Below are 26,517 nucleotides of genomic sequence, written 5' to 3'. Positions count from 1 at the left end.
GTATTCTGAGTCTATAGAATGCGCCACACCAAGACGCGGGAATAGCTCAGTTGGTAGAGCACGACCTTGCCAAGGTCGGGGTCGCGAGTTCGAGTCTCGTTTCCCGCTCCAAGATTCAGAAAAAAGCCACTCAGATGAGTGGCTTTTTTTTGCCTGGAATTTGGTGCTTAGGCGTGGGCTCAGCGTTTGTGATCAAGCGTTGGCAGATGCGGTTGCCCATCTACGACGTCATGCAGATGTCGGATACTTCAATCATGTCGTCCGCCAGGCGCGATGACGCCTGACGTGGTACGTCTTCTTGATTGGTATGGAGAAGAGAAGAGTGGGTACACTGCGGTGCATCATTTTTGGGTCTAGCAATGAACCTTACTGACGCTACGCTCGTGCTGCTCCTGGCAGCGCGTATCCATGGAACAGACGAGGCCGTCAGGGCTTCAGCGAAGAGCGTGGTCAAGAAGTTGCCGCGCAGCAAACGCGACCTGATCTACAAGGTAATCGACAGCCGAAGTCCTCTTGATCTGGTTGGATTTCTGGCAGAGAACCTGGATAACTGAAAATCAACCGTCTGTGGCGCGTGCAGCTTTCGAGATGGCTCTCGGAAGCGAGCCGTAAAGTTATTCACGAAAAGCGTGGGTATATCTGTGGATAAAGCTCTACGTGCCCCGGAGTAGCTCGATTTCCACGGTGTGATTACTAACTGATCAGCAGTGTTCCAGCTGGTTGATGGCGTGCGATTTCGACATCGCTAGAATGTCCTTCAGGGACATGCGGCCTCATTGTTGCCTTGTTGCCTTGTTGCCTTGTTGCCTTGTTGCCTTGTTGCCGGTTGGCAGACAGGCCCATTTTCATCGAGCCATGAAGCCCTGAATCGGTGAGTTTTAACTAGTGAAGGCTGCCCACCTTCTCAGGCCGATCCTGTTGCTTAAGCTTTCACCATTTTGGCAATATCGTGCTCCTCACATTCTTATTGTCAGTTCTCCATCCTCTCATTTGGGGCTGCGTTTTTAAGAGGTGGGAACCCGGCCTCCGCGTCGGGTTTTTTATTGCCTGAGATTCGCTGATGGATTTCCGACCTGGTGTTTCCGCGTGTCAGATTGTTCCTATACAAATTGACCCGAAAACTTGGACAAGATTAGCTGTGTGTTCGTACAGTTTCCGTGCGTCGCACGTTTATTTTGTCTCGATCGCCGGGGATAGCATGCAGGGGGGGCTGGAATCTTTGAAGGTGATCTGGTGGTGGTAGATCGTGCACTGGAGCCGGCCCATGGGCACGTCGTTGTTGCACTGCTGAACAATGAACCCATGTGCAAGCGGTTATGCGTACGGGGCAGGGAGGTGATCCTCCTTTCGGAGAACCCAAAGTACCCGCCCAGGTATGTGCTCGAGGGTGATGAGTTGGTCATCTGGGGTGTTATCACGCTACAGCGTGCGCAGCCATGCCTAAAGCCCAGCCGGTTTTCGCTCTGATCGATTGCAACAGCTTTTACGCCAGCTGCGAGCGGGTGTTTCGTCCGGACCTGGCGCGAGTACCCATTGTGGTGCTGAGCAACAACGACGGCTGTGTGATTGCGCGCAGCTACGAGGCCAAACCCTGCGTGAAGATGGGCGAGCCGTATTTTCAGATCAAGGACACTTTGCAAATGATGAGTCAGAGCTATACGACCAAGTTGGGCGAGTTGTGGCGAGTTCATTGTCAGTAGCTAGGTTTCGAGCGGCTAGGAGGCAGGTAGTGGCCCCTGCGTTACGATAACTGTCCTCGGCCGAGATCGGGCGGTATCGGACAGAGACATACGTTCATGAGTGACCACTTCCACCCCCTAAGCGGACGCTGGTTTTGGCAGCAGCGGGAAGAGCAACCAGATACGTCCCTATAAGCGATTTAAGCGGTAAGCGTTTCAATAACTAATCTGCTAGCTACAATGCTCGTGGTCTTTTTGATGTGTGCCTAGCAATGGCTCCCAGTGTCTGGGTTTTGAATTTTTCTAAGAGATGATCTATAGTTTGAAGTTGACCTAAAATTGGGGTGTTTATTAGTTGTAGTATTTAGAGGTGTATTTGGTTATTTTAGGTGGTCTCTATGATGGATTGTATTTTTTTAGCGTTTTTTGAATGGATTACCAGACTTTTTCCATTTGTGAGGTTTAGCTTTAGTGAGTTGCCTAATAGGCCTGCCTTGTAAGAGTGTGATTTTATTTGTGAGTAATGTATTTTGGTTGGGTTAATAAGTGCAACTATAAAAAAATCGTTATAAAGTGAAAGTCTGGAGGGGGAGCTGGACATCGAAATAAACCCAGCTTTAAGTTTCCAGTAGACGAAGCATTTTTCTTCGTGAATCGCTGATTTTCCTATCTCTTCAGGGGCCCTACGCCTAGGGAGGATGAATATTGTAAGTAAAAATGCCAAGGCAATTGCCGATAGAAGCAATAGGCTTATTGAGTTTGAGTTCATTTTAAACCTCTAGTTATGTTTATTGGGAGGGATATGCCTGCACCAGCGCCTAAGGAAACTCCATCTACATATCTGAATGGGTTTACTACAGATCTCGATGTATCTTGAGAGGTCCTTAAGACCACTTGGATGCCGAGGAAGCGACCAACACCAACATTGATGGAATATCCTTCACATGCTCCTCCTGTGCCACTGATGTCAGAGATTCCGAAAGCCGCCCCATAGTCCGCTATTATCCCAAGGGCAATCTCTGCCTGTAGTGGACGAATACCAAGACTAGAGTTTGGAAATTGACTAATGTCTTTGGTGGCGATAGAGGCTACCGGACCAATAGCAAGTCCTGGTGCAATTGGTATGTGGATCCCTCCAGTTAAAGTTAATTCATATAAGCCCAATGGGTCTGTTTTTTTAATGGGGTCCCCGCCAGCATAGGAGTAGGTATTAGCTCCTCCAGCAAGACCAATTGGATCTTCCGAGATAAACCGACCTAAGCTAGGGGAGTAATACCGCGCACGATAGTAGTAGAGGCCCGATCCATCATTTTCCCGACCGGTGTACTGCTGACTATTGGCACTGGCGGAGCCGCTGTTGCTGGTCTGGCCATAAGGATCATAGGTGTATTGCGTGGTGGATGTTCCACTGCCATCGGTGAGCGCTTGGGTTGAACCCAGTGCATCAGTCAGGTAGCTGTAGGTGCTGCCACTGGCCTCGGTGCGACTGAGTACTTCATCTAAACCGCCCGTGAGTAGATTGGCCTGGACCGTGGGGGTGACAGTACCGGTCAGCTCTTGCACCAGGTTGAGGCCGTCAAAGACATAGCTGGTGGTTTGGCTGGCAATCGTTTTCTGGCTGCGCCTGTTGGCCGCGTCATAACTGAAGCTCCCGGATACGGTGCCCGTGAGCGTGCTTAGGCGCTGACGCGAATCCCAAGTGTAGGTATTGCTGCCGTCACTGGTCATGTTGCCGTTGGTGTCATACAACAAGGAGGCGCCGCTCCAGGCCGTCAATTGGTTAGCCGCGTTGTAGCTGGTACTGCTCACAGCGCCGGGGAGGGTGGTGCGGGCCAAGCTGCCGCCAAGCTGCACTCTCTGACCGGCGCCATCGTAGCCGTAGCTCAAATTGCCAAGGTTGGTGCCGCCCTTGGCGTAACTGAGGCTGATCAACTGGCCGGCATTATCGTAACCGTAACTAACGGTCACCCCGTTGGGCAGCGTCAAGGTGGCACGACGGCTGTCCGCATCATAAGTGAAGGCCGCGCTTTGACTGCCGTTGCTCAGATTGGTCAGACGATTGCCGACGTCATAGGTGTAGTTAACCGAGGGCTGGCCTGTCACCGTCATGCTGGTACGACGATCAGCAGCATCGTAGGTGTAGGAGACGGTGCCTTGCGGTGTTGCTTCGCTGAGCAGGCGATCCAGATCATCGTACCCGCGGGTGATTGTGCCGCCCTGGGTGTCCACAACCTGCGTCAGACGGTTACCACCATCGAAGGTGTAGCCAACGGTGGCATCGGGTGCGGTCAACGACGGGCCGCTGCCGATCAAGGTTTGCCCAAAAGCTGATTGCGTGCGCCGATTCAAGGCATCATAGGTGTAGCTGGCGATCACGCCATTGCGGGCGGTCCACTGTGTCACATTATCCAGGCCGTCGAGGCCGTAGCTTTGCGTCGCGTTCAGTGGGTCGGTGTAAGACACTCGGCGATCGCGAGCGTCGTAGGTGTACGCATGCACTCCGTTCTTAGCGTCAGTGACACTCAGGAGATTACTGTTCGTGTCATAAGCAAAGTTGGTCACGCTTCCTAACGGGTCCGTAACCTTGATTTTACGGTCCAGTGGGTCATATTCCGTCATGGTACGACGCCCCACGGCGTCAGTTATTGCCATGACGCGCCCTACGTTGTCGGTGAAGTAGCTGGTGGTTCGCCCTAGTGGGTCGGTAACGCTCGCAAGGTCTCCAAGAGAATAGCTCAGGGTCGTGTTCGCTCCGATGGGGTCGGTGATCTGTGTCAAGCGCCCTTGGCTATCTGATGTGAATTTCACAGTATTGCCCAAGGGATCGGTAATTTGCGTCAGACGCCCCAAACTATCGTAGCCGTAGTTAGTGGTATGGCTGAGTCCATCGGTATAGCTGGTGAGTTGATTGAAGGTGGAGTCGTAGGTATAGCTCTGCGTCACTGCCTGCGAGGTCCCTTGTAGCCGGGTCACGCTGGTGAGATTGCCCAATCCATCGTATGCATAACCAGTCACTCGACCCAAGGCATCAGTGACGGAGGTCACCAAATTGGTGGTGGCGTTACGTTGGAGGCTATAGCTTTGTTGTTCGGGTTGACCCAGGCCATAGGTGTTCGTTGTGACGTAGCCTGCTCCATTGAATGCCAAGCGTTCGATATTACCGCGGGGATCTGTTACGTCCGTCTGGGTCACTTGGCTGCCACTGAGGGTGTACGCAAATTGGTAGGTGCCTGCAACGGAACTCCCAGGTCCAAGAATTTGTTGTGAGACCCGGCCATTGGCATCGTAACTGTTGCTCAGCAGTACATTGCCGTTGGGTCGTGTGATGGTCAGCATCTGGTGGGAGCTGTCATAGGTATAGGTTTCTACGCCTCCATTGGCGTCAGTGACCTTCCAAAGATTTCCGTTGCTGTCGTAGGTATAGCTGACTGTGCGGCCCATGTTGTCACTGGCCTGCGTAATGCGGTCGCTGGAGTCATAGGTGAAACTTATCCAGTGCCCATTGGGGGATGTCACTCGCTGCAAGTTGTTAAGGGAGTCTCGTGTCAGTGTGACCGTGTTACCAAATCGATCCATGGCTTGGGTCATCGCTGCATTTTGCAGACGAGTGTTGTTCTCTGCGTCCGGGAACCACATTTTTGAGCCATCTTTGAGCTTGAGCAGCCACGGCCATGTGCCGCCGACCCATGAGATGGTTGCCCCCTGGAATCGATCCGAGGGTGACCCATTGTGTTGGTACACAGCATCCCCGTAACTGGTACCCGACGAAGTCCGGTTGAAGTGAATGCGTTCACCGTTTGAAAGAATCAGATCCTGATAGGTCCAGGGGCTGGTATCGCCGACCATGAAAATGTCATAGACGTGATTGGTACCGATGCCGAAGGCTCGTGACCGCGTGTCCTCGGAGAGGTAGGTGCGAGTTAAGATCAGTGGAAGGGTATCGGTGACAACCAGGTCGGTGTGCGGGTATGTGAACAAGCCCGTGGACGTATCCACTGGCTCGGCCTTGTCACTCGAAGCAACCCCCAGCAATTGGCTGCCTCCACCGGCCGTTGGATTCTTTGCGGGCGCTAGAGACGGCACACTGACCATGGCTCCAGTGAACTCATAAACGCCAACCCCATCTCCCGGAATAACTTGTTTTCCATTTTGTGAGACAAGCCCCTCACCATAGACATACCAACCTTTATAGACGGGGTCGTAAGTCCAGAAGTCCATCGCGGAGCCGGCCGGGCGGCTGTTGTAGTTGGGATAAATGATCTGTGCCGCTTTAAAACTCTTTGGGTCGATAGCTTGTAGATTCGCGCTGCCTGGTTGGATAGTGAAGTACACAGGGATGCCGTGTGTGGGCAGCGGAAATGGCGGCCGATCAACAGGGATAGCGGTGATACTGACCGAGGTGACTACCTTGCCGTCGATATCGCGGATGACTGTTCCTTGGGGAATGTGTAACTCCAAACCTGGAATATGAGGCGTGGTGACAGTCACCTCACTTGTTGTCGGAGATGGCAGGCTTACCGCGTGTTGTGTGTCGGTACGGGGCAGCCAAATGGTGTATTGCAGGGACTGGGTTTTGCCATTCTCAAAGATGACGACCAAATCATCAAAAAATCCATATTGACGACCTGGTTTGTTGGCACCAGAGCCATCGATTCTGAGCGTTTGATTTCCGGTACCGATACCACTCAGGAGAAAGCGACCAGTAGCGTCCGTAACGGCGGTTAGCTCTCCCATTTTTAGTTTCACACCTACAGCTGCCTTTCCATTCATCAACAGCACCTGGCCCGCCAGTGCCGTGACTCCCAAAGGGGCTTGTAAAGGGGGGAGGTCCTGCAAAGGAGAAGGTGGACGTTTGGCGCGCCAGTCACCGGTTAAATGCTCATGGCCGGGGACCCAGTCCTCAGGGCCGGCGTTAACCATCTCAGAGTCGGTAGGTGGGGCCAGCGGCTTGGTTTGCTCATCAACAGTGCTAGAGGGGGGGGGGCTGGTTGATGCACTGTTGGCGGTCAGGGCCTGCGTAGTAAAGGTGTACCCCGCCAGTGGAAGTTGAGTGCCGCTCGCATCTGTGGCGCCGCTGACAAACACACTGTAATGCGTATCGGGTAATAGCTCCTGCGTCGGGACAAAAAACACTGCTTGCCCGTTTTCTACAGGCGTTACTCGGCCGCTGATTTGCCCGGTTGGGCCGATCACCGTCATCGTGCTGCTGTTCAGCGACGTCACTGCCATCGGCTTGGAAAAATGCAGGCTGATCCAGCTGTTGAGACCGACAGCGTTAGCGTTAGCCGCAGGCAGACTGGCTTGCGTTTCTGGCGGACCCTGCAGGGAGGTTGACGTCGCTGGCAAGCCGGATCGGTTCTCCTCCTGCGAAGAGAATTTTTGCCCGGACGGGTCATAAAGCTCGCTACCCGCCACTGGTTTGTCACTTAGGTCTTTGCCGCCCTGGATCAAGATGGAACCGGAAGGCAATGTTTGCGCGGTATGCCAATAACGGGCAGTCGATAAGCTAACCGGTAGCGTATTCACCGTCCCCGTACGTGGATCCCACAGTTCGGCGCTAGTCACCGTCGTTTTTTGAGGTGACAAGCCTGCGACTAACAGAACGTGTCCATCGAGCAATAGGGTAGCCGTATGCCGAGAGCGAGGCGTAAAGGCCGCACCGGTAACAAATTGGGTCTGCTGTTTCTCAATGTTGATGCGCTCGGCCTGGCTAAGTGTGCTGCCGTCTGCACCCACACCGCCAAAAATGAGTACTGTTCCATCGGGCAGCAAGGTGGCCGTATGGTCCTGGCGTGGGGTATTCAGGTTGCCCGGGAACAGCGTTTCAGTGTTTGTCACTGGATCAACCACGGTCAATGTCGCGAGTGTCACGCCTTTTTCCGAACCTCCGCTGAGCAACCAACGTCCATCAGGCAACAACGTAGCGGCTTCACCTGCGTGACGCGTAGGCACGCTACCAGCAGCGCCGCCAATTGCCGAAGCGGCGCTCGCTTGGGAATTCATCATGCTTAGCGCAAGCCAGGCAATCAGCAGTAACGAGCAATGTGTCATCTGCCGTAACCAGATCTTGGTTTTAGAGAATGCACCACAACCGGAGTAATTCCCTTTCATGGTGTATTACCTCAAGGATTGGTCACGCTGACGCTAATGGAGCCCACATTGGCAGCGGACGGATCGACATAGATCGTATAGGTGCCGGTGGTGGGAAGAGTCTGAGGCGATAAATTAAAACTGGAGCTGCTGGACGTCGTCGATGTAAGGGCTGTGTTGTCGGGTCTTTTTAAGGTGACGGTCACATTGCCAATACTGTTAGTGGTCAGGTGAACCGTTGCCACCTGACTCGATGTACCGCTGAACGTCACACTGGCATTTTGTCCCTCTGCCGTTGTGGTGACGGTAAAGGCTGAGCCATTGATCGTGACTGTGCCGGTTACATCTGCCGGCACACTGGTCAGATGAAATGTCATGCTGCCGGTGTCAGCCCCGTTAGGGTTGAGATAGATGGTGTAGGTGCCCGTAGCCGGAAGCGTAAGAGTGTTCGTGTAGGAACCTGTCGACCATGGATTGCTATAAATAATGTTGCCGCTGTTGGTGTTGGCATTTCCGCTGGCGTCCGGTTTATAGAGGTTGACCCCTTCGCTGCGGGGATAGGTTGAGTTCGGTACGCTGAGGTAAATACGTTGGCCGGAGGTGCCACTGAAAGTAAGGCTGCCGTTCTGGCCAATGGCGGTTGTAGTCAGAGTGGCGTCGGCCCCATCAATGCTGATCGTGCCTGTGGCATCAGCGGGCACGCTGATCAAGTGGAACGTCATGCTGCCAGTGTCGGCGCCGATCGGGTTGAGGTAGATGGTATAGGTGCCGGTCGCTGGGAGCGTCAGGGTGTCGGTGTAGGAGCCCGTTGACCATGGGCTGCTGTAGATGATGTTGGCGCTATTGGTGTTGGCATTCCCGCTGGCGTCCGGCTTATAGAGATTGAGCCCTTCGCTGCGGGGATAGGTGGAATTGGGGGCGCTGAGGTAGATGCGTTGCCCGGCAGTGCCGCTGAAGGTCAGGCTGCCATTTTGGCCGACGGTGGTGGTCAGGGTGGCGTCGGCCCCATCAATGCTGATCGTGCCTGTGGCATCAGCGGGCACGCTGATCAGATGGAACGTCATGCTGCCGGTGTCAGCCCCGTTAGGGTTGAGGTAGATGGTGTAGGTGCCGGTCGCTGGGAGCGTCAAGGTGTCCGTGTAGGAGCCCGTTGACCATGGGCTGCTGTAGATGATGTTGGCGTTATTGGTGTTGGCATTCCCGCTGGCGTCCGGCTTATAGAGATTGAGCCCTTCGCTGCGGGGATAGGTGGAATTGGGGGCGCTGAGGTAGATGCGTTGCCCGGCAGTGCCGCTGAAAGTCAGGCTGCCATTTTGGCCAACGGTGGTGGTCAAGGTGGTATCGCTCCCACCGACGCTGATAGTACCTGTGGCATCCGCAGGCACACTGACCAGGTGGAACGTCATGCTGCCGGTGTCTGCGCCGTTCGGGTTGAGAAAGATGGTGTAGGTGCCCGTGGCCGGAAGTGTCAGGGTGTCCGTGTAGGAACCTGTCGACCAAGGATTGCTATAGATGATGTTGGCGTTATTGGTGTTGGCATTCCCGCTGGCGTCCGGCTTATAGAGATTGAGTCCTTCACTGCGGGGATAGGTGGAATTGGTGGCACTGAGATAGATACGTTGGCCGGCGGTGCCACTGAACGTCAGGCTGCCGTTTTGACCGACGGAGGCCGATGCCAGTGTGGCGTCAGGGCCGTCAATACTCATGATCCCAGTTGAGTCTGGCGGCACGTCATACAGTTTGAGGGTGACATTGCCCGTGGCGTTACTGTTTGGGTTGATCAAAATTGTATAGGTGCCGGCGGACGGCAATGAGGTGGTGTCGATATCGCCAGGGGAGAAGGAACATGGCGTAGTGGTTAGGAGGCTGCCATCGGGAGTGTAAATGGCGAGGGTAATACAAGCCGAAAAGGTCGCCCCCGTTACATTCAGATAAAAGCGCTGGTTTTGTGTGGCATCAAAGAGAAGCAGTCCCTTTTTACCCCCGGTGGTGATACTGGCTGTCTTGCTCACCCCAACGGCCAGACGATCCATGTATTGAATGTCCGTCGCTAGCAATGGAGAGGGCGGAATGAATAGATCCTGCGCGCTGACGGCCGAGCCATAGGCCGTGGTAACACTGACTTTACCGCCCATGGTTTTGGTGGGAATGCTCGTTGCGATGGTGCTTGTACTGGTGGAAGTGATGATCAACGGGCTGTTGTTCAAAATCGCTTTTTCTTTGAATTTGTCGCTCTGGAAGTTACTTCCTGAGATGGTCAGCGCGGTGCCGGCTGTGCCGATAATCGGTGACAAGTTTGAAATGGTAGGAGCTGGACTCGCTGCAACGGTGAAATTGACCGTCGAGGTGGCACTGCCCGCCGGCGTGGTCACGTTGACCGATCCCGTAGTGGCGCCGCTTGGAACCACCACGGTCAGACGGTTCGGATAACTGGAATCGATGGTCACTGAGCTGGCGGTTACGCCATTGAACTGCACGGTATTCTGACTTGCCGTGCTACTGAAGTTGTTACCGTCAATGGTGACGGTTGTGCCGACCGAACCCCGCACGGGTGAGAAGGTCAAGATGCTGGGATTGCCCGCAGCATAGGCCTTGATGGCGGTGATATTACCTACCACGTCGTAATTGTATTCAGCCGATGCCGTGCTATTGGTGACGCCAGCGAGGTGACCGGCCACGTCGTAGCTATAACCAATGGAACCGGTGCCTACAGTGATGCTGACGGCGGGCGAGGTTGTGGAGACGTTTTGGGAGTCTGTGGCTTTGGCCGTGAGGCTGTAGGTGCCTGGTGAAACATTCGTCCACTTGAAAGCAAATGGCGCAAGGGTGGCCGTGCTCAGTAGGGTGGTACCCTGATAGAACTCTACTTTTGAAATGCTTCCAACACTTGTAGCTGCGTTTGCGGCCAAGCTGATTGTCGCTGGTACGATAAACGAGGCGCCACTTGCCGGCGTCGTTAAGGTCACCGTAGGGGCGGCAGAGAGTTGGCCGGTAAACGCCATGCTCAGCATCCACCCTGTCATCACAACGAGCCGATACCACTCCGACACTTGCTGCGACATATCCCTATCCTCGGTTCTGTTGTGTGTGGGCTGATTCACATGCAGGGTCTTGCTTGAAATGAGGACTGGTCAGGGCTTTGAGAAACGCCACCAAATCGTTTTTTTCCGTCGGTGTCAGAACCAAAGGGCGACTGGCTTGGATACTGCGGTAATACGCTTCCAGATCTACGGCTTCTTCAAGCGTTGCAACGCTGCCGTCGTGCATATAGGGCGCTGTCTCAGCCGCATTGCGTAGGCTGGGAGTGCGAAAGCGACCGAGATCGATTGGATTGAGAGTGACGCTGAAACGACCCAGCTCGGCCGAGGCAGGGTCAGATTGCACGAGAGCCTGGCGTTCCGTTGCAGTCAGCTTTGCAAATTGAATCGCCGCTGGAGCCAAGCGATCCGCCAGATACCTGAATCCAACACCCAGGGTGTGAAATTGTTGATCGGTGAACAATGCGCTGGTCTCGCCGATGACATGGCATTGCTCGCATTGGGCACGACCACGAAATAGCGCCAGGCCGCGCAAAGCATCTGTCGCCAGGGCCGTTTTGTCGTGTCCGTAGAGGTAGCGATCAAACGCAGAGTTACCTGCCACCAGGGTGCGCTCGTAGGCAGAAATAGCTTGCGCAACCTGCATGGTCGTTAATGCCTCAGGGGCTGTCGAAAATACCTTCTCGAAAGCCGCTGCGTAGTAACTGTCCTGCCGAATGGTTTGGAGGAGCTGCGCCTCATCCTTTACGTTGTGTTCGATTGGGTTAAAGAGGGGATCCGTCGCTTGCGTCTCGAGGCTTTCGCGTCGTCCGTCCCAGAACTGAGTGCTGGCATATGCTGCATTGATGAGGGTAGGGGTATTGCGTGTACCCAACTGACCATGAATGCCCTGAGCACGTGGCAAACCATCAATAAAGCCGCGTTCTGGGCTGTGACAAGTGGCGCAACTGATCGAGCCATCGGAACTCAGTTGCTTATCAAAGAAGAGTTTTTTGCCAAGTTCGGCTTTGTCTGTCAGATGATTGGGTAACGGGATTTCAGTAACCGCTGGAAGCCCCAGCAGATGATCTGCAGTTTGCTCAGCACACCCAGCTGACAAACGAAGCGCTGAGTCGGCCACGACCATTGTGCCCGGTAGCAGCAACAAGCACATGCTCAAACCGCGCATGGTGCGCATGCTCAGTTCTGGTGCTTGGTGGACTGGAGTCGAGAGGCACGAGGGCCGATAAGATCGCGGAAAAATGGAGAATGTTTCGTATCAATCCATTGGATACTCAACATTATTTTTTGAAGTTTTAAACCTGAAGCCACCATAAGCACCTCCCTGTGAACCAGAGCCATCTTGGGCCCCACGTACACATCGTATGCACAGCGGTTTGAACATTTTCATGTTCATGATTGGTCTTCATTCCATGACCTAGGGCAGATCAAGCGTCTACGATTCTGTAGCGCGTCCAGTACGATGTGACACTAGTTCAGCGTTTAGAAAAAGCAATGGCATTTTGAAATTAACCTGAGTCGCTTGATCCTGCCGCTCACGGTGGTTGATCGTTTAGATGGGAAAGCTCATCGGTCTTGAGTACCAAGTTAGCGACACGCTTGGCACCTCCTTCAAATCGGGAAGACGTACCTAGCCTCCGTCCTTCCGATTCCGCTTGTCTGATAATTCCTATACAAATTGACCGACATACTTGTACAACGTTAACTGTATGTTCGTACAGTTGTTTTGGTGTCGTGCGTCATGAGCTTTTCAATTCTCGGTCCTATCGCCGTGGGTGGCTTGAAGCTGCCCTTGTGTTCGTTTCGTGTACCTGCCGGGTTTCCATCCCCTGCGGCGGATCACATCGAAGCGCATATCTCATTGGATGAGGTTCTGAATATCCGTGCCCCACATGTGTATCTGGTCTCGATTGCCGGGGAGAGCATGCAAGGTGCTGGAATCTTTGAAGGAGATCTGGCGGTAGTGGACCGGGCGTTGGAGCCGGTGCATGGACACATCGTCGTGGCGTTGTTGAACAACGAGCCCGTCTGTAAACGATTGTGCATTCGGGGCAGGGAGGTGATCCTCCATTCGGAGAACCCAAAGTACCCACCGAGGTACGTGCTTGAGGGCGATGAGCTGCTTATCTGGGGCGTTGTCACCTGCAGTGTGCGCAGCCATGTCTAAAGCCCAGCCGGTTTTCGCCCTGATCGATTGCAACAGCTTCTATGCCAGCTGCGAGCGGGTGTTCCGTCCGGACCTGGCCCGGGTGCCCATCGTGGTGTTGAGCAACAACGATGGTTGTGTGATCGCTCGCAGCTATGACGCCAAGCCCTACGTGAAAATGGGCGCGCCGTACTTTCAGATCAAGGACACGCTGCGTCAGCATGGGATTGTGCCGTTCTCTTCAAACTACGCGCTCTACGGCGATATGAGTGAGCGTGTGATGACGCTTATTGAATCGATGGTGCCTGCGGTTGAGGTGTACAGCATTGATGAAGCCTTCGCGGATCTCACTGGCATCGACGGCCGGGATGCCCTTGGCCGCAAGATTCGCAGCCACGTGCTGCGTTGCACGGGCATCCCAGTCGGGGTAGGGATCGCTCACACCAAAACCCTAGCGAAGCTGGCGAATCACACCGCCAAGCGGCTCCAGGTGCAAACGGGCGGCGTGGTCGATATCTGCGACCCGTTCAAGCGCGACTGGGTGCTGCGCAACACCGACGTGTCCGAGGTCTGGGGAGTCGGTCGCAAGATGAAACTTCACTTGGACACCATGGGCATCAAGACTGCGATGGACCTGGCAAAGGCCGACCCGTGGACGCTACGCAAGAAATTCAGCGTGGTGATCGAGAAGACCGCCCGGGAGCTGGCCGGCACGCCGTGCCTGGAGCTGGATGAGCCGGACCCACCGAAGCAGGAAATCTGCTGTAGTCGGATGTTTGGTAAGCGGCTCACGGAGCTGGCACTCATCAAGGAAGCGGTGGCTACCTACATGATGCGTGCCTCGGAAAAACTCAGGGAGCAGAAGTCGCTGTGCAAGAAGATTCGCGTCAGCATCCGCACCGGCATGTTCAATCCGGAGGAGGCGAAGTATGCCAATGGCGCGCTGATTGATCTGCCATACCCGACTGATGATGTGCGGCTGCTGACCAAAACGGCGGTTGAGGCGCTCGACCGGGTTTTCCGGCCGGGGTTCAACTACAGCAAGGCTGAGGTGCTGTTGATGAATCTCTGCCGACAGGGGGAGTACACCGACGATCTGTTTGCGATCTCTCAGCCTACCGACGCCACGAAACCGATGACGGTGTTGGACCAGATTAACGGACGCTGGGGTAGAGGAACGCTACGATCTGCGAGCGTGCCAGTGAATCCAGACTGGGGCATGCCTCGGGAAATGATGAGCCAAAGTTACACGACCAGGCTTGACCAGCTGTGGCAGGTGTCCTGTAGATGATTCTCAGCGGAAGGAAGCTTATTGGAAAGCTGTAGCAGATCCTGATGTTGGATCTGCCGAGAACCGTAAGAGGTTAAGTTTGATTATGGTATAGGACTTAAAATAGCTAATTATGCTGGCCATTCCCAGTTTTTGTAATGTGCAAAAATCTTGGATAGTTCACCGGGGGCTAAGTGGTCGACTATGTTCTCATAGTACGAGTGTATTTTATGGACGTGCTGAGATCTGAAGGTTGCAGGCTTGTAAGGGTCGAATTTGTTAAATGGAGAGAGCTCGACAATGTCTGTGTTTATGGTCTTGAGCCATGATACAAGAATGGCTTTAGCCCCTGTTTGCTCTACAAAAGTTCGAGCAGCTTCGAGTGAGTAACCCCGCGTGCAAATGTCATCGATGATAAGAATCGACTTGCCTTTACCAAGTGGTGGGCTTTTATATCTTGAAGTGGCTGTCTTCATTGGGGCTCTATTAAGTACGATAGTGTTGAGTTGGTTAAGGTGGTCAACAGCTATGCCCTGATTACGCGCAGTTTGCGATTTCTGCGCGGTGGTGTGACGTACTATCAGGTCTGGAAGATAGTTTTTTCTAAAGCATTTCCCAAAAATTGCCATCGCGTCGTTCATTACTTCATTCCCTGAGCCTGCTTTGTGGCCTGGATATACTGTAATGTAGTTTATGCGTTTGTGAATTCCACTGAAGTAAAGGCTCGAAACTATGGCGCCCACCCAAAAGTCAGGATGACCTAGACCTTGTTTTGCGGCTTTTCTCGCATCCTCGGAATATAGAGTATACTCTGCCTTCATAGTGCTGAACGGGGCAAGCGCGTAATACTCAAAGCTGTCATCATGTATTTCATGGCACCATAAATGGTCTCTGAAACAGAACGTGTCTATAAACCTAGCAATGTCTTTAGGTGCATCAAATTCAAATCCGTAGTCGGTTTTGTTGGCGTACCAGGTCGCCCTGAGAAATAATAGTCCTCCGTTTACAGCTGTTTGCATATCACTTTCGGACGCGCCGATATACAAAACCTCATTGCTCTTCCAGTTCATTAGATTTAGGACGTATTCGGTTGCTTCTGCGCGTGGCTTTGCAGGTATCCGGCCATCTGTCGCACGACACAAATAAGTGAATTCTCCCCAAACCTCCTTGAGCGCGTCTACAAGAGGCCGAGCGCCATTATCTGTCGTCCATTGCCTATTCGTCATGACGACGAACTGAGTGCCGGTTTTTTTTAAGTATTTTATGAGTTTCGTTACTTCAGAAAAAATCAAAGGATCTCCCGGTCCTTGTCGAACTAGTACATCCTCAATGCTCAGAATCACACCTTTTAATTTAGGCATTAACTGCATCCTTGCTTAAAGTTCAAGGCCTAGCTGGCCGTTGGGCTCGATAGTTGGCGTAGCGCTTTCTTCAAGAGGTGACGAAATTGTGCTTAAGAGTTCCGGGATCTCTAAAGGCATTTCATATTCAGTTGCCCCATAGGTGTTTCTTGAAAATATTATCTCGGGGCGAGCTTGTAAGGTTTTTGGTAAGTATATATTGATTATCTTTTTATTATATTTTGCGGCGAATCCTACGGTGTGAGCTGTACCGCTTTTAATTTTCCATTCGACAGGAATAAGAATGTTGGATAGTGCGGCTTGTATTCGGTTGCGCCTTACAAAATTTTCACTGCTATAGGTTTGAGTAGGCAGATATTCAGTGATAACTGCGCCGCCGCTTTCAAGAATCATCTTGCGAATAGGCTCGGACCCCTTTGGATAGCTTTCTCTGATACCTGTGCCTAAGACAGCTATCGTGGGAAGTCCGTATTTTATAGATTCGAGATGAGCAAGTTGGTCGATGCCAAGTGCTAAACCACTTACAGTAGAAAAGCGAGATTTATAAAGTGTCGCAAGAATTAGCCTTGTAAGAAACATGCCCTCTTCGGTGGGCTTTCTTGTTCCGACAATTGCAATGGATTCAGTGTTAAGGATGCTTAAATTACCCTGCACAAAGAGCCATTGGGGAGCGTCATGGATGTTTCTCAGTTTCGCAGGAAAGCGATCTTCTTCGTGGAATATTAATGCAATGTTTTCTTTGGCCAGCTCTTCTAATATCCTGATGCCGCGTTGCCATAGCTTTTTCTTGATTTCTGCTAAAGGGGTAACCGCACCTTCTTCTAGCTTTATATATTTATCAAAATTGGATTTGAACGTATTTTTGAAACCCGCTTTAGATGTGGCAAGCTGATGCAGCGTCCAGAAGCCAACACCCTTCAGAGTGGCTAAGGCGAGGAAGGCGATCCTCTCGTTTTTCCAAAAAATTCGTTGGTCTAAAGCCACGTTCGGCGCCCTGTTGGATGGTAACGATCTTCCTTGAGGCTACCTTATCATGGCCCTGAGCTTAGGTGAGGGGGCATAGTGGTAGCCGGCAGATACTAGCAGTCTTCAATACGCTTCGTATGTGCATCTTGCCGGTGATCGCTAGATTCGAAGGGCGCAACAGAGCGCAGCTTTATGCGGCGCCTATGCTGTGCGGTCTATTGCCTGAAACGTTCAAAACCCAATTGAGTGGACAGCCACACAGTGATAGCTCTCTCGGGACCAAGTGAAGGGGGCCGTGCTGGACCGGTGGATGAAACCCAGTCAAGCTCCAATTTTTACCATTAGGCGTCGATGATGAAAGCGCTACAAATTCCTGAAGGAATGAAGCTTGCCGCTATCTGGGTGGTATGGAGTTTTCTCTCGATGGGTGTTTTGGGCTGGGGGCTCTGGGTAGTTCTAGAAGCTGCCGGATCGCTCAAAGACATGGCGGCGTGGGTGCAAGGCATAGGAAGTATTGGTGCTATATTGGCCGCCATCGCAATTGCACGGCGAGGAGTGTGGCAGCAAAAGGAGGACAAGCTTCTAGAGGGCTACGGTTATATGGAGAAAGCTCATGGAGTCGCTGCCTATGCGAGCGAGGTGATCGCGGGGGCAAGTCGGTACATCCTGGAGGGGGCGCCCACCCCGCCAATGCTAAAATATCACTCGAATTTGTTGGACATAGCCCTTGAGGATTTAAAAGAGATTAGCTACGCCCGCATCGATGATTCAGACGTTGCGGATGCGTTCCTCTCGCTCAAGCGGAGTGTCAATTTGACCCGGTCAGCAATTCTGGTCCAGCTCGAAACTCATGAAAGGTTTGTTGCGAGTCAGGTTGCTCTATGGGGACCAAACGCATTTAGCGAGGTCAAAAGGATGAGCGATGCGATGATCCGTTATTTGGGCAGGCATCCCTGGTTACTTGATGAGATTCATGCTCGTCACTTGGAACGGGCTAATATAAAGCCTAGCGCTATTTGAAACACAGTTCGTACAGGAATGGCTTACACGCATAGGTGCATCCAGAAGCAGTTTATTGCTTTACTATCAGACCCTGGCGTCCGCATACGGCCCAAAGCACCTTGTAACCTGCGCTGAGACGGATATGCGACGCAGCCCTTATCGCATGAACAATCTCGGTGTAATTCTCAGCCAGCGCCGCACGGCTGAAAGACGCCATGCTGCGGTTGCTAAATATTTGCTACAGGAAGGACAAAGAAAGCGGTGCTAAGCAAGCTGGGCGCTGGGTACAGCGACCAATCCATCCGATCCATCATTGGCACAAGATGCGCCCGCACTAAGTGCTTTGTCTGTAGTTAGCTTTCGCTTAGGGCTTTTCAGGGCAAAACTAAGGACCGTTTTTGGCCGATTTCTGCCCGTTGCCGTCGTCAGCTCTGGGCCGAACGCAGTCGTCTGCGCATATCTGCTCCTCGCTGATTGCTGCCTATGAAGGATTGCATAGTCGCCTAGAACCGGCACTGGTCCCAGCTTTGTTAATTCGTGCGGCTAGGTGGGATGTAAAAAAATGTGGCGTTTGTGATCTGCTTAACGCATGACCGTGGATGAACCCGGGCAGGGGCACCTTAGCTCATCATGTCGGAAGCCCGGGGCATATGTCGGAAAACGGGCAATGACTTTCTAATACACGCTTTGAAAGGCTACAGGAGTGGTTTCGCTAGAAATTGATCCTTATGCTCACGGGCCATTTTCCAGGAAACAACCTCAATGCAAGGAATGCACAACATAAAACTGGCCTCACTCCTCATCTTCCCACTGGTAGCTGCCTGCACCACCCCTGGACCAACAGATGCCCCTGGCACACCCAAGCGCCTCCTCACCCAACCGACAACCATCGACAGCTGCGCAGTCGGCTGCCCATCCGGTGGAAGCGATGTCACGCTCAACCGGCAGGCCTATACGCTAAACAACAACGGCTCCACGAAGTTCGCGCACTGGGTCGCTTACAAAATCACCAAGGAAACCCCAGCCAGCGGGCGTTCGAGAAACTGGAAAACCGACCCGGACGTTCCTGCTGACCAAACACTGAGCCCAGTCGATTACAAAGGAGCCAGCGTCGCTCTGAAAATAGACAGGGGCCACCAAGCGAACCTTGCTTCGATGGGCGGTGTATCGGATTGGCAAACGCTGAACTATCTCACCAACATAACGCCTCAAAAAGCGGACTTGAATCAAGGCGCCTGGGCACGCTTGGAGGATCAAGAGCGCAGCCTTAGCAAGGCACCTGATATTGATGCTGTCTACGTGATCACGGGCCCTCTCTACGAAAAGTACATCGGCTCGCTACCAGGCACAAACAAAGTCCATACGATCCCAAGTGGATACTGGAAGGTCATCTTCACTGGCAGCACGCCTGAAAATGGACTGTACGCGGCATTCATCATGGAGCAGAGCACACCGCGCTCCGCCAATTTCTGCGACTTCCAGGTGGCGGTAAATGAAATCGAGGTGCGCTCGGGATTGACCCTCTGGAGCGCATTGCCTCAGGACGTCCAGACAGAGCTGAAAGCGAAGAAAGGGCAGTTGTCCCAGAAAATCGGCTGCAGTGCGACAGCAGAGCTATCCAGCAGCTAGCGCCGCATAGAAAAACCACCTGTCATGGACAGGTGGTTTTCAGTACATCCAAGGTGATCGAGGGATCAATGAATAAATTTCATTGCTGTGATCAAGATACCAATCGTGGCTGAGAGCATGACGCCCATGCGGACTGTCAGCTTTACATCAAGGTGCGAAATTTCTGAACGAAGCTGAGAGATCTCTGACCTCACTTGAGCGATATCGCTTTTGGTTGCTAGAAAGGTATGCATGTCAGACTCCAATGCTTCGATTACGGCATGGGCTTTCTGCTCAGGGACGCTGATCGACATCAACGCTTGGTACAGAGCCAGTTCCATTTTCATTAAGGCCTCCAAAAAAATTAGGGCCTTGTCCCACGACGGGAAAAGGCCCGTCGTGGGTGAGAAATACTGTGTTTCCGAATCGACCGTTAAGTCGACCTAACCGCACTGCAGGAAACGAAGCGGTCATTGGGAAGGATCCTACGGATAATCTCCGTAGCGCCGTCTGAAAGATCCTTGGCGGCTGGGCATGTAGCTGACTTTGTCAGCAGAACGCGTACATAAATTGCTTCCCTGGCGGTTGGCTGTCAACCCAAAAACCGGTTACCGAGTGTTTCCTAAAGTTGGAGTCTTGCGTTTCCTCGGCATCGAATCCAGCAGCTTGAGGTAAGGGTTGTTCAGCGCCAGGTCGTTCATGAGTCCTTCGTGCGACTTGAGTAGGTATCCGTACAGCCTTCGGGTTTTGCGCGCACCACTGACTTCGCAGATCCAGATGTTCAGGTCGTTGGGTTGCTTCCGATGCAGCTTCAATTCCTCGAACCGCTTTTGAATCCACTCCCAGTCCAAAAGCTTTTCTTTCTTGGCAATGCGTGCCAGATGGGGATGTTCCTGGGCATAGCGTAGGAAGACGCCTGGGGTCACCAAATAGAGGGTGTCGCTGACTGTATGCACCAGGGCGTTGGCGTCATTCATGATAATTCGATGAGATCGCAGCCCATTGGTCAGCCACTCCATGAAATGAGCGCCGGACAGCTCAACGGCCTTGCTGCCCTGGGGAGACGCATCAGATGGCGAATGGTCAGCCTCTTCAAATGGCGGGGCGAAATTATCGGGTAGTGCCGGAGGCCCACCAAAAAGATCCATGAGTGAATCGAGTGAATTCGGTGCAGATGAATCCATCGCGATTGAGTTTGATGGTGGGGTAGGGGGCATGTGCGACCCAGCCGACGATTCCCTGACTGAGGGAGGAGCTTGAGGGTGGGTAGAAGCGTCGTCGGAGAGTGTTGTGGCGCTCTCTAGCGGTATAACCGCCACCGAGCCTGTGAATACGTCTGGACGCTCTTCACGGTCCCAGATCATGGCTGGGGACAGCTTTAGGAACGTAAAACTATGGGACCAGCCTGTTTCGCTGGTGACGGTCGCTTTCCAGATGGCTTTGCCATTGGTGTTGGGGAGGGCAATGCCGTGCTCCTGGAGCACATTGAAAATGGCGATGTTTTGCTCCGGAATCCCATCGACACCTTGCGAAAGCAGATGAGCGCGTAGTTTGTCTGAGACGGTTTTACTGACCAGCCAGAGGGCTTCTTGAGTAAGCCAGCCATCTGAGGCTTGAGGCTGATTGAGCTTGAGTTCTTCGCTTAGCAAATAGCGCAGACCTTCCAACAACTTACGTTGCAGAGCATGTTTGGGGGCTGCCATGGCCTTGGTAGGGTCACCGCCGAGTGCTTGAGCAACTGAGGCCTGGTCCGCTTTTGAGATCAGAATGCCGAGCTCGCCCGCATGTTCGTTTTGTCCTGCGCAGTTGAACATCAAAGCTATCCATAGCTCAGGGAAGGTGCTGAGCCAATCCATTATTTCGCTGTTCAGAATCTTATGGATGAGTACTCCGGCTACGATGCCGTGGAGTCGGTATTGGCGGTTTTTTTTATAGCGCGCACGGTAGGGGGCTGAGAGTGGTCCCTGCCAGGGGTGCCAGATACGGCCGTCACCATACTCGACATGCACGTCTACAGCGATCTTGCCCAGGTCATGGCCCAGGGCCGCGTATACAAGGGCGGCAGTCCAGGCCTCAGCCTGGATGATTTGTACTTCAGGCTGAGCACCAGAGGGAAGCAGATAAGATTGCCTTAGCTTCAACGCGTAGATAACGACTTCAAGCCCATGATCAAGCATGCCGCCGGGGTATGCGTGGTGATGACTTTCAGAGGCGGGAAGGAGCTGAACCAGTTCGGCGTAGCGGCTGATCGGGTCGAGGTAGATCTCGTTGAATTGTGGGCGGGAGACGGCGGTGTGCTGCCATATTAGCTTCAGCAATTTTTCCCGGCGCGGTGTGGCCAAGAGAGACTTTGCTGACTGAGGACGTGTCAGTCCTGCAGGTGCCGTTGGCTCGGTTGAATCGATGTGTTTTGGAGCGGGTCGTGACTTGCGATGAAACAGCGAGAACATGATTGATCCTTTCGACTGGGTTTGCAGGAAGGCCTTTTCTGCTTTTCGGGTAGGGCCTTTCCCCTTCTGTTCCATTCCCTTGGTTTACCCCTTTTTCCCATTTACCTTTTGAGGGAGCGGTAGGCTATGGAGCTGCCATTTGACTCCTTTGCACAGCAGGGGACACTACGGGCAAAGGAGATGTTGATGAGCGAGCAGGAGCAATCTTCGAGCGCAGAAAAATTCGGCAATTACCTCGGACGATGCTGGAAGGGATACTCGCGGATTCTGGATAGGTTCTCGCGTTGCCTACAACGAGCGGGCATTCCTTATGTTCTGTGTCGGATGATTGGGGTGAGTTTGCAGGCCGTTGTCTTGATCGCTCTGCTGTGCGTTGCATTTTGGATAACCATAATTGGCATGTTTGTTTTATTAGGAGCTAGCGGCCTATTCAGCCCTCGCGGCACAGACGATTTGAATGCTGATTGGAAGAATGGACCATCAGGCTTCGGCATTTATGATCAATCTGGCGTGCGAATAGATCCTCATGATCCAGATGAGGTGTCGTAGTTATGATTTGAATTTGTTCCAAGCAATGTTTGCACCTTTTGCACCTTGTGATTTCGCATCTGAAGAGCCTTGGGCAAGACCTTGAACCAATCCGCCTGCGCGAATACCTATCCACGAAAGTGCAGTTATCCAGAATGTCGGCAACATTATGAACAATGCTCCCATCACATAATTCAGCAGCATGTCCCCGAAAGAGTTGTTCGCGCCTAGGAGTACGTTGAAATTGCTGTGGGGTGAGTTCCAGCCGTAGAGGGCATCGAGGATGGTGCTGTCGAGCCAGCGTGCGAGCTGGAACCAGAAGTCGACGAAGAACAGGGCGAATTGCACGCAGCTGATGGTGACCAGTGCTTTGAGCTCGTAGGTGCCGATGACCAGGATCAGTGGGATGCTGATGGTCAGCGCCATCTTCAGAAAAGACAGGACCATGGGCAGGGCTTGGCGTACGACATCCATCGCGGGGAAGTACGCCGTTGCACCTACGGTCAGGCCCAGATCTGAGGCTAAGCGTGCGGTCAGGTTGGAGGCACTCATGTCGATCTGGCCTGCGTAGCTGGAATAGACTTGGCCTTGGTTCAGCGTCTGCTGACGTGGTGAAGCGACGGACCGAACAACGGCGTCCTCGGCTTGGGCCATGCTGAGGAAGCGTGCCCACTGGGTCAGTCGAAACAGTAGATTGGGATCAACCTGCCGCAGCAGCCTGCCCCGTAGTCCGTGACCGACATCTGACCACCACTGCTTGCAACTCGGATAGCCGCCACCGCCCGGAACCTGCAAAAGGCCTGCATCACGTGCGCTGTTGTAGGGCCAGCGGCTGCGAGGTGTTTTTGAGCGGTACGCGTCGTAGTAACCGTGGGTATCGAGCAAGTATTTTGAGCCAATCCAGTTGATGTCATCCATCAACGCTTCGCTCAACGTAGGCCGGTTCATGAACAGCTTGGCCCGGGCCGGGCCGTAGCAGTCTTGGCTAAAGTCAGCCACTTCCTGAGCCAGGAGAGGATCGTCGATGCGCGCTGCATCGATGTCGATGCGTATCTGTCGCAGATCTGTACCGCAGGGGATCGCAGCAGCGGCTCCGCTCGTCAGCGCTTTGGACAACGAGTGCATGAAGAACCACCAAACGGGCACCTTCGCGCTTTGGTTGTTCAGCGTGGTGAACGTGTTGGACCAGCGCGTGTCCTGAGGTGTGGCCACGTTGACCTGGCACTGTGTAGAGCGTGTGTCGTCGAACTCAATGGTGTTCAAGTCCACATCAATGAACGGTACGCCCGCGAACATGATCACGACGATGGCGACCCAAACCCGATTTTCGATACGCAGCGAGGAGAGTACGCCCTTGTTGCCTTCGTCAGCACCTTCACTACGGGCCCTGAGCCACTCCTGAATGATGATCGCCAGGAAAGGCAGGGTGAAGACTCCGCTAGCGACGAGCATCTCCCATATTCCGTTGTTGACGATCCATCCGACCAGGGTCAGGTAATACTCCAGATAATCGTTCGTATAGAGCGTCATGGGCGTGTCCAAGGCCGGCTTTCGTCGGTGACGGCTAACAACTCAAGCAGTGTGAGGACACCCATGGCGGTGACCTCGGCGCACAGCAGGCGTCGATGCTGTTCGGTTGTGAGCCCGCGACGGGCCAGGCGCTGACGCATTCGGTACCACGCCACCGCAGTAGCGCCGTATAGGGTCAGCCGCCAGATCAGCAGGGCTGTTTTGTTCTTGTCCAGCCAGGAGTACCAACCGTTCAAGTCGTTGGCCGCTTCCAGGGTTAGCAATCCGACGACGATGAATGCCAGGCCAAGGATGACGCCCCATAGAACCAGGTGAGCGATTACAAGCCGTGTCTTTGATGGACGCATCATCGAGATTGGCCCTCCGGTACCGCCTGCTGGATCAGATCCAGGCGGTTGCGGACAGGATCCCCCTGATAAACACCGCGAGAGGCAGCGGCGCGTTCACTCTGACGCTGGATCAGCATCATGGGTGAGTTGCTCGCCAGGGTGCGACGCAGCTCGAGTTCGGTTTTGAGGTTGTTGATTTCCTGAGTCAGGGATTCGCTTTCGGTGTTGATAGCTTGCTGAGCCAGTTGGTTGGCCGCCACGTTGGGCTCTTTGCGCCCGGTGAATAAGGTTCGTTGCAGCAGCAGAGCTTTTTCCAGGACGCTGGAGAGGGCTATTTCTGAGGCAAGACGTTTTGCCAGCAAGTCTTGATCAGGTTCATCGCGCAGTGCTTCGATGACGCCGCGGGTGATGGGCAATGATTGGCTGCCCGCTGCCATGAGGTGTTCAGCGGAAGTGGGCTTGTTGCCTTTGACCAAGGCATCAAGGACTTGCAGCTTGGCTTCGTACTCCTCCTGGATGAGTGGAGTGAGACCTACGCCAGGTTTGGTTTGAGTTTTGGTGCAGTTGTCGCAAGTCTGGTGTTCTCGTTCTCCCAGGACACGGGTTGCCCAGGCTTCGGCCTCCTGGGGTGACGACCAGGTCTGGCAACTTAGGCGGTTGCCGCAGCTGTTTTTGGGGACAGGGGTACGGTTGCCGGCGTCACGGCCATTGAGCAAGTTGAAACCGGCGCGAGTGACGTCAGAGACAACTTTGATGGGCGGTTGTCGTTTGCCTCCAGCCGACTGACCTCCAATCCAGGGGACGCCGTTGTTGCCTCGATTGGCCTCGGCCTGCTCAACCGCCGCAACGGCGTCGTGGTTTTTGACGGTATGACTCAGTGCCATCCCTTCGGCCAATTGTCCCCAGCCGAGCTGTCCGCCGGCGATATCGGCCATTCGTTCGGCGACAGCTCTGCACGTCGACTTGGATCGGTCAAAGTCCAGCCGTGCTTGGAGAATGCCGTTGGTGAGTAGGTTGTAGAGACCGGGGTCAGCACGCTGGATGATCAAGGCTGGGAGAGAGGCTACTGCGCTGGTAGCGTTCTGGATGATATTGCCCATGATGGATTTGAAGCCGCGTGTGGCACCGTTGAGTTGGTTCTGCAGCGTGGTGTCCAGGCTCATGTCGCCGCAGATCAAGTTGGTGTCCCAGCCGGCCCCCACCGAAATGCTGTCCATGGACGCCGATCCCCCCATGGACACAGCACGTCCGCCGCCAATGCTGTAGAGCACATCGTCTCCAATCGAACCGCTGTGATTGATGCCGTCTTTATTGATCTGGGTTTGAGCAGCGTATGCGTTGTGGGCCGTGAGAAGGAGGGTGGTGATGACGATTCTGGTGACGGAACGAGGTGAGACTGGAGCGCGAAAGTGGGCTGTTTTCATTCGCTTGCTCCTGCGAAATCGGTACTGCCCAGGAAGATCTGCCCCTTGCGTTCGCAGCAGCTGTAAGGTCGCCAGAGGGCCCAGGCGTAGTCACCACGTGGTGATTGAACATGCACAGCGTTGTTAGGAAAGACAACGCAGGTTGGGGATTGGCTGGGCATCAGCTCCTGCCATTTCCCGGTGCTTGCATCACTTTCTTTCAGCGGCCCGGCTGGCCAGTATCCATCCCGCTTGGAGCCCAGCAGCGGCTGGTATACGTGTGCCTGGCCTCGACGGGTGACGATGTCTCCCGCGCGTTGAGCGACAACAGCTGCGCTTTTGTAGTCGTCGACGCCATGCAAAAAACCTCCACGGGGATAGACCGCTCCCCACAGGTTTCCGGCAGCGCGACTGCCGATCTCTCTCATACCCGGCGTGACAGACTCAGGGAAGACCAGCTCCGGAATGTTGTAGCGCCAGGCAACGCTGTCCAAGGTGCTCAAGAAGTAAGGCATCAACAGCTGCCCAGCACCTGGACAGGAGTATCCCGACTGACCCGCAAACTGGCTGAAGGTGGCTCCGCCAGGATGGCCGATTACATCGGCATTCTTAAATTTGGCGAGATCATTTTCATGGCTGATACCTGCACTGCCATCGCCGCCGCCCTGGGCAGAGGCATTGGCTGAGCTCATGGCTCGTACTTCCGTCCAAGGGTTCTCGCCAGTGGTGCTGTAGCTCGACACTACTGCGTCAGGGACGTAGTGGTGAATCTTCGAAGAGGTTTTAACACTGCATCCGAGTGGGGTGCAGAAGAGCCAGTAACAAATGCCTACCACGCGATAGGCAATGCAATCTGGCGACAAGCTGGAGGCAGTGATGGTTGCGGTATTCAAAGCGTTTGCAGAGAGCGGAAGTCCGACGGCCAGAGTGACTGCAATGAAGCGAAAGGTTGTCGAGCGGTAGTACGGCATGAGTTGATCCTGTGCAGGGTTATCTGCGCAGTGAATCAATGGTCGGAAGCCCATACCCGCGAAAAACGGATTCAGCTGCATCCCGCATAGGTGTTAACCCAGAAAAAAAGCGCCCTGAAAGGGCGCTTCGGCTAGGAGGTAGAGGA

The 26,517-nt window shown here is 53.7% G+C and carries 17 protein-coding genes, 1 tRNA gene and 2 pseudogenes; 9 read left to right on the top strand and 11 right to left on the bottom strand.

Going from position 1 to position 26,517, the window contains the following annotated elements; all coding sequences use genetic code 11:
- Window positions 1–35: 35 nt before the first annotated feature.
- The 4 genes and pseudogenes from BM132_RS24045 to BM132_RS24030 form a co-directional block, all read left to right on the top strand.
- Window positions 36–111, top strand: a tRNA-Gly gene (locus BM132_RS24045).
- A gap of 248 nt (window positions 112–359) precedes the next feature.
- Window positions 360–554 carry a DUF7740 domain-containing protein gene (locus BM132_RS24040; protein WP_047703585.1) on the top strand — a complete coding sequence of 65 codons (195 nt, stop codon included), beginning with the start codon at window positions 360–362 and terminating at the stop codon, window positions 552–554.
- 596 nt (window positions 555–1,150) lie between these two features.
- A pseudogene (locus tag BM132_RS24035) lies at window positions 1,151–1,444 on the top strand (LexA family protein); the annotation flags it as partial.
- Window positions 1,437–1,640: pseudogene (locus BM132_RS24030) on the top strand (DNA polymerase V subunit UmuC); the annotation flags it as partial. The pseudogenes BM132_RS24035 and BM132_RS24030, both read left to right, overlap by 8 nt.
- 804 nt (window positions 1,641–2,444) lie before the next feature.
- Here BM132_RS24030 and BM132_RS24025 read toward each other — a convergent pair.
- Genes BM132_RS24025 through BM132_RS24015 form a run of 3 tightly spaced genes read right to left on the bottom strand, consistent with a single transcriptional unit; the run spans window position 2,445 to window position 11,984 of the window.
- Complete coding sequence (locus BM132_RS24025; RefSeq protein ID WP_092459225.1) at window positions 2,445–7,790, bottom strand: RHS repeat-associated core domain-containing protein; 5,346 nt, start codon at window positions 7,788–7,790, stop codon at window positions 2,445–2,447.
- Window positions 7,791–7,801: 11 nt separating this feature from the next.
- Entirely contained in the window at window positions 7,802–10,831 is a 3,030-nt protein-coding gene (locus tag BM132_RS24020; RefSeq protein WP_092459223.1) for a beta strand repeat-containing protein, read from the bottom strand.
- Window positions 10,832–10,835: 4 nt separating this feature from the next.
- Entirely contained in the window at window positions 10,836–11,984 is a 1,149-nt protein-coding gene (locus tag BM132_RS24015; RefSeq protein ID WP_092459221.1) for a cytochrome-c peroxidase, read from the bottom strand.
- A gap of 564 nt (window positions 11,985–12,548) precedes the next feature.
- Between BM132_RS24015 and BM132_RS24010 the strand changes: the two genes are divergently transcribed.
- Both BM132_RS24010 and umuC read left to right on the top strand, forming a co-directional pair.
- A complete protein-coding gene (locus BM132_RS24010) occupies window positions 12,549–12,974 on the top strand; it encodes a LexA family protein (RefSeq protein WP_092459219.1) in 426 nt (141 codons plus the stop codon).
- Window positions 12,967–14,244, top strand: coding sequence for a translesion error-prone DNA polymerase V subunit UmuC (gene umuC / locus BM132_RS24005; protein WP_092459217.1), 1,278 nt, complete (start codon window positions 12,967–12,969; stop codon window positions 14,242–14,244). The genes BM132_RS24010 and umuC overlap by 8 nt, the downstream gene beginning before the upstream one ends.
- A gap of 110 nt (window positions 14,245–14,354) precedes the next feature.
- On the opposite strand, the gene BM132_RS24000 is transcribed toward umuC, so the two are convergent.
- Both BM132_RS24000 and BM132_RS23995 read right to left on the bottom strand, forming a co-directional pair.
- The gene (locus BM132_RS24000; protein WP_092459215.1) at window positions 14,355–15,584 is read right to left on the bottom strand and encodes an HAD hydrolase-like protein; all 1,230 of its coding nucleotides are present in this window, start codon (window positions 15,582–15,584) and stop codon (window positions 14,355–14,357) included.
- Window positions 15,585–15,599: 15 nt separating this feature from the next.
- Window positions 15,600–16,568, bottom strand: a complete 969-nt coding sequence (locus tag BM132_RS23995; RefSeq protein WP_092459213.1) for a DNA-processing protein DprA — start codon at window positions 16,566–16,568, stop codon at window positions 15,600–15,602.
- Between the two features lie 336 nt (window positions 16,569–16,904).
- On the opposite strand from BM132_RS23995, the gene BM132_RS23990 reads away from it, so the two are divergent.
- Together BM132_RS23990 and BM132_RS23985 are read left to right on the top strand one after the other, a co-directional pair.
- Window positions 16,905–17,570 (top strand): hypothetical protein, encoded by a 666-nt coding sequence (locus BM132_RS23990; RefSeq protein WP_092459211.1) that lies wholly within the window; start codon window positions 16,905–16,907, stop codon window positions 17,568–17,570.
- 744 nt (window positions 17,571–18,314) lie between these two features.
- On the top strand, window positions 18,315–19,181 hold the full coding sequence (locus BM132_RS23985) for a DNA/RNA non-specific endonuclease (RefSeq protein ID WP_092459209.1): 867 nt from the start codon (window positions 18,315–18,317) through the stop codon (window positions 19,179–19,181).
- Window positions 19,182–19,246: 65 nt separating this feature from the next.
- Here BM132_RS23985 and BM132_RS23980 read toward each other — a convergent pair whose 3' ends face one another.
- Both BM132_RS23980 and mobH read right to left on the bottom strand, forming a co-directional pair.
- Window positions 19,247–19,507, bottom strand: a complete 261-nt coding sequence (locus BM132_RS23980) for a hypothetical protein (RefSeq protein WP_092459207.1) — start codon at window positions 19,505–19,507, stop codon at window positions 19,247–19,249.
- A 261-nt stretch (window positions 19,508–19,768) separates the two neighbouring features.
- Window positions 19,769–21,610, bottom strand: a complete 1,842-nt coding sequence (gene mobH / locus BM132_RS23975) for a MobH family relaxase (RefSeq protein ID WP_092459205.1) — start codon at window positions 21,608–21,610, stop codon at window positions 19,769–19,771.
- A 126-nt stretch (window positions 21,611–21,736) separates the two neighbouring features.
- Between mobH and BM132_RS23970 the strand changes: the two genes are divergently transcribed.
- Complete coding sequence (locus BM132_RS23970; protein ID WP_092459203.1) at window positions 21,737–22,159, top strand: DUF3742 family protein; 423 nt, start codon at window positions 21,737–21,739, stop codon at window positions 22,157–22,159.
- Here BM132_RS23970 and BM132_RS23965 read toward each other — a convergent pair whose 3' ends face one another.
- From BM132_RS23965 to BM132_RS23950, 4 genes are read right to left on the bottom strand one after another with little or no spacing between them, the layout of a single operon-like run.
- Complete coding sequence (locus BM132_RS23965; RefSeq protein WP_092459201.1) at window positions 22,160–23,668, bottom strand: conjugal transfer protein TraG N-terminal domain-containing protein; 1,509 nt, start codon at window positions 23,666–23,668, stop codon at window positions 22,160–22,162.
- Window positions 23,665–24,018, bottom strand: coding sequence for a hypothetical protein (locus BM132_RS23960; RefSeq protein ID WP_092459199.1), 354 nt, complete (start codon window positions 24,016–24,018; stop codon window positions 23,665–23,667). The genes BM132_RS23965 and BM132_RS23960 overlap by 4 nt, the downstream gene beginning before the upstream one ends.
- A complete protein-coding gene (locus BM132_RS23955; protein ID WP_092459196.1) occupies window positions 24,015–25,421 on the bottom strand; it encodes an integrating conjugative element protein in 1,407 nt (468 codons plus the stop codon). The genes BM132_RS23960 and BM132_RS23955 overlap by 4 nt, the downstream gene beginning before the upstream one ends.
- Window positions 25,418–26,371, bottom strand: coding sequence for a TIGR03756 family integrating conjugative element protein (locus tag BM132_RS23950; RefSeq protein WP_092459194.1), 954 nt, complete (start codon window positions 26,369–26,371; stop codon window positions 25,418–25,420). Before BM132_RS23950 ends, BM132_RS23955 begins: the two co-directional genes overlap by 4 nt.
- Between the last annotated feature and the right edge of the window lie 146 nt (window positions 26,372–26,517).

Origin of the sequence: Pseudomonas sp. NFACC45 (genome assembly GCF_900113505.1) — a bacterium.
GTDB lineage: Bacteria > Pseudomonadota > Gammaproteobacteria > Pseudomonadales > Pseudomonadaceae > Aquipseudomonas > Aquipseudomonas tehranensis.
The sequence above is the reverse complement of the archived record's forward strand: the minus strand, read 5'-3'. Positions and strand labels throughout refer to the sequence as shown.

Excerpts from the sequence above, each read along its gene's own strand:
- BM132_RS24040 (WP_047703585.1), top strand. The coding sequence starts at position 360 with ATGAACCTTACTGACGCTACGCTCGTGCTGCTCCTGGCAGCGCGTATC.
- BM132_RS24025 (WP_092459225.1), bottom strand. The coding sequence starts at position 7,790 with ATGAAAGGGAATTACTCCGGTTGTGGTGCATTCTCTAAAACCAAGATC.
- BM132_RS24020 (WP_092459223.1), bottom strand. The coding sequence starts at position 10,831 with ATGTCGCAGCAAGTGTCGGAGTGGTATCGGCTCGTTGTGATGACAGGG.
- BM132_RS24015 (WP_092459221.1), bottom strand. The coding sequence starts at position 11,984 with ATGCGCACCATGCGCGGTTTGAGCATGTGCTTGTTGCTGCTACCGGGC.
- BM132_RS24010 (WP_092459219.1), top strand. The coding sequence starts at position 12,549 with ATGAGCTTTTCAATTCTCGGTCCTATCGCCGTGGGTGGCTTGAAGCTG.
- umuC (WP_092459217.1), top strand. The coding sequence starts at position 12,967 with ATGTCTAAAGCCCAGCCGGTTTTCGCCCTGATCGATTGCAACAGCTTC.
- BM132_RS24000 (WP_092459215.1), bottom strand. The coding sequence starts at position 15,584 with ATGCCTAAATTAAAAGGTGTGATTCTGAGCATTGAGGATGTACTAGTT.
- BM132_RS23990 (WP_092459211.1), top strand. The coding sequence starts at position 16,905 with ATGAAAGCGCTACAAATTCCTGAAGGAATGAAGCTTGCCGCTATCTGG.
- BM132_RS23985 (WP_092459209.1), top strand. The coding sequence starts at position 18,315 with ATGCAAGGAATGCACAACATAAAACTGGCCTCACTCCTCATCTTCCCA.
- BM132_RS23980 (WP_092459207.1), bottom strand. The coding sequence starts at position 19,507 with ATGAAAATGGAACTGGCTCTGTACCAAGCGTTGATGTCGATCAGCGTC.
- mobH (WP_092459205.1), bottom strand. The coding sequence starts at position 21,610 with ATGTTCTCGCTGTTTCATCGCAAGTCACGACCCGCTCCAAAACACATC.
- BM132_RS23970 (WP_092459203.1), top strand. The coding sequence starts at position 21,737 with ATGGAGCTGCCATTTGACTCCTTTGCACAGCAGGGGACACTACGGGCA.
- BM132_RS23965 (WP_092459201.1), bottom strand. The coding sequence starts at position 23,668 with ATGACGCTCTATACGAACGATTATCTGGAGTATTACCTGACCCTGGTC.
- BM132_RS23960 (WP_092459199.1), bottom strand. The coding sequence starts at position 24,018 with ATGATGCGTCCATCAAAGACACGGCTTGTAATCGCTCACCTGGTTCTA.
- BM132_RS23955 (WP_092459196.1), bottom strand. The coding sequence starts at position 25,421 with ATGAAAACAGCCCACTTTCGCGCTCCAGTCTCACCTCGTTCCGTCACC.
- BM132_RS23950 (WP_092459194.1), bottom strand. The coding sequence starts at position 26,371 with ATGCCGTACTACCGCTCGACAACCTTTCGCTTCATTGCAGTCACTCTG.